The following is a 3,160-nucleotide window of genomic DNA, read 5'->3' on the forward strand; positions in this document are numbered from 1 at the left end:
GCCGGCTGATGCCCGCCGGGCGGGGGCGGGTAGTCCCCCGCCCCGGCCCGGCCTTCCCCCCCGTTCCGGACACCCGGGTGCCCCTCGGCGCCCGGGTGTTCTGCACAGCGATTCACCACCCTGAGGAGGCGCCCGCGTGAGCGTCATGGAGGAGTCCACGGCCGAGCAGGGCGGGCCCGGACCCGATGGCCCGCCGCCACTGCGGAAGAACCGCGATTTCCTGCGCCTGTGGATCGGCGCCGGAAGCACCCTGCTGGGCACGGGCGTGGCCACAGCCGCGTATCCGCTTCTGATCATCTGGTTCACGGGATCGGAGGTCGGCGCGGGCCTCGTGGGATTCGCGGCGATGCTCCCCCGCCTTCTGGTGCAGCTTCCCGCCGGAGTCCTCGTGGACCGCTGGGACCGACGCCGGCTCATGATCACCTGCGACGTCCTGGGACTTGTGACGATGACCAGCGTCGCGGTCGCGCTGCTCACCGGCCACTTCTGGCTGCCGCACATCATGGCGGCGGCGTTCGTGCAGGGCAGTGCGGCGATCTTCTACCGACTCGCCGAGCGCGCGGCGGTCCGTAACGTCGTCCACCCTGCCCATCTGCCGTCCGCGCTCTCCCAGAACGAGGCAAGGGGCCAGGCCGCAGCGCTCATCGGCCAGCCCACATCCGGCTCCCTGTTCACGGCGGCCCAGTGGCTGCCGTTCGTCTTCGCCGCCTTCTCCCATCTGCTCGCCCTGGTGACGCTGCTCCCGATCAGGACGAAGTTCCAGCTGGAGCGGGAGGCACCGGCTCGCCGAATCCGTACCGAACTGGGCGAGGGATTCGTCTGGGTGTGGCGCCAGCGCTTCGTGCGGGACGCGTCCGTCCTGATCGCCCTGACCAATCTCGTCTTCCAGGTGCTGGGCCTCGCCCTGGTGGTCCTCGTCAAGGACGGTGGCGGCTCACCGATGGCCGTCGGCGCCATGGGCGCGGTGGCCGGAGTCGGCGGCGTCCTCGGTGCGCTGACCGGATCCTGGTGGATCGGACGGCTCTCCCCGGTGACGATTCTGATCGGAACGGTTCTGGCCTGGGCGGCCCTCATGGCCCCCATGGCCTTGACGACCGACCCGTACGCCCTCGGAGTCCTGTATGCGGGGATGAACTACGCGGCGGCACTCATGGGGGTCGCAGGCGGCCTCTACCAGATACAGATCACCCCGGACGAGATGCAGGGCAGAGTCACCAGCGTCGGCGCCGTCATCGCCTCGGGGGCCAACTCGGCCGGAGCCATGGCGGGCGGCTTCCTGCTGGCAGCGTTCGGAGCGAGCGACACCGTCCTCGGAGCGGCCTGCGCGATGCTCCTCATGGCCGTCGCCGCCGCCCTGAGTCCCGGCATCCGAACCGCCCGCGGCATCCGGCTCGACGCATAGACGCAGCGGCGAAGAAATATAGGTCATGCCCGGACAGTGGGGCTGGAGTGCAGAACAGACCCGCTGGGAGAAGAAGAGATGACTGGTCACGACGACTGGCTGCCCTACGAGATCACGCCCGCGAGCTCCGGGGCGGCGGCGAGCGCCCGCGGCCTGGTCGACCATCTCCGTGACCTGGACGACCTGGCCGGCCTCCTCACCCGGGAAAAGGCCCTGGTGTTCCGCGGATTCGAGGTCACCCCGGACGAACTCGACGGCGTGATGGACGAGTTGCTGCCCAACCGGCTGGCCTACGTGCACGGCAACTCGCCGCGCACCAAGGTCGGGGACAACGTGTACACGTCCACCGAGTACCCGGAGCAGTTCACCATCTCGATGCACAACGAGATGTCATACGCGTACGCCTGGCCCTCCCGGCTGCTGTTCTACTGCCAGCAGCAGCCGCAGACCGGCGGCGCGACGCCCGTGGTCGACGGTGTGCGCTGGCTGCAGGCGCTCGACGCGGAGGTGCGGGAGGCCTTCCGGGGCGGTGTTCGCTACACCCAGAACCTGCACGGCGGCGTGGGTCTCGGCAAGAGCTGGCAGGAGACCTTCGAGACCCAGGACCGTGCCGAGGTCGAGGCGTTCCTCAAGACCACGGAGGCCGAGTGGGAGTGGAAGGCCGACGGCGGCCTGCGCGTCCACCAGATCCGGCCCTCGACGGTGCGGCACCCCGTCACCGGTACGGAGGTCTGGTTCAACCAGGCCGACCAGTGGCACCCCGCCGGCCTGGGCGACGAGACCGCCAAGGCGCTGGCGCAGATCATGCCGGAGGAGGACCTCCCGCAGTCCGTCGGCTTCGCCGACGGCACCCCCATCCCGGCCGAGTACGTCACCCAGATCCGGGACCGCGGCCTGGACAACGCCGTCGACGTGGACTGGTGCACCGGCGACCTCATGCTGATCGACAACGTCCTGGTGGGTCACGGCCGACGGCCGTTCACCGGGCCGCGCCGCGTCCTCGTGGCGATGTGCGACTGAGCGGCGGACACCGATGAACACGAGCGAGTCCGCACCGAGGCCGTCCGCGTGGTTCCGCGTCTTCGCACCGCGTCCCGACGCCGACCTCCGACTGGTCTGCTTCCCGCACGCCGGCGGGGCCGCGAGCGCCTTCCGCGGCTGGGCCGAGCTGCTGCCGCCCACGGTCGAACTGGTCGCCGTCCAGTACCCGGGTCGACAGGACCGGTTCCACGAGCCCGCGTTGGAGGACATGGACGTCCTGGCCGACCGGATCGCCTTCGCGGCGACCCACCGGCTTCGGGGCCCACTGGCCTTCTTCGGCCACAGCCTGGGGGCGACCGTGGCCTACGAGGTCGCCCAGCGGCTGGCCCGGCAACAGGGGCCGCACGTGGCGCACCTGTTCGCCTCCGCACGCCACGCACCGTCGGTGGACCGCCGCAGCGCCACGGTGTTCCCGGACGACGCGGGTCTCATGGCCTACATCCGGGCGCTCGGCGGCGCGGGTGCCGCGGTCCTGGAGGACAGGGACCTGAGGGAACTGACACTGCCGACGCTGCGCAGTGACTTCCGGCTGGTCGCCGGATACGAACCGGCCGACGGGGCGCCGCTGGCCTGCCCCGTCACCGCGATCGCGGGCGACAAGGACCCGTCGTTCACGCTCGCCGACACCGAGCACTGGCGACGTCACACGAGCGGTGCGTTCGACGCCGTGGAGCTTCCCGGCGGTCACATGTAAACCCATGACGGTCACCCCCAGGT

Annotated in this window: 3 protein-coding genes; all 3 read left to right on the top strand. The window is 70.7% G+C overall.

Annotated features, from left to right (window positions below):
- The first annotated feature begins 145 nt into the window (after positions 1-145).
- The 3 genes from ACFW2E_RS41740 (at position 146) to ACFW2E_RS41750 (ending at position 3,137) form a co-directional block, all read left to right on the top strand.
- Entirely contained in the window at positions 146-1,402 is a 1,257-nt protein-coding gene (locus ACFW2E_RS41740) for an MFS transporter (protein ID WP_384475857.1), read from the top strand.
- A gap of 78 nt (positions 1,403-1,480) precedes the next feature.
- Positions 1,481-2,422, top strand: coding sequence for a TauD/TfdA family dioxygenase (locus ACFW2E_RS41745; RefSeq protein ID WP_384475851.1), 942 nt, complete (start codon positions 1,481-1,483; stop codon positions 2,420-2,422).
- Between the two features lie 13 nt (positions 2,423-2,435).
- The gene (locus ACFW2E_RS41750; protein WP_384475854.1) at positions 2,436-3,137 is read left to right on the top strand and encodes a thioesterase II family protein; all 702 of its coding nucleotides are present in this window, start codon (positions 2,436-2,438) and stop codon (positions 3,135-3,137) included.
- Positions 3,138-3,160: the final 23 nt, after the last annotated feature.

It is taken from the genome of Streptomyces sp. NPDC058964, assembly GCF_042741275.1.
Classification (GTDB): Bacteria; Actinomycetota; Actinomycetes; order Streptomycetales; family Streptomycetaceae; genus Streptomyces.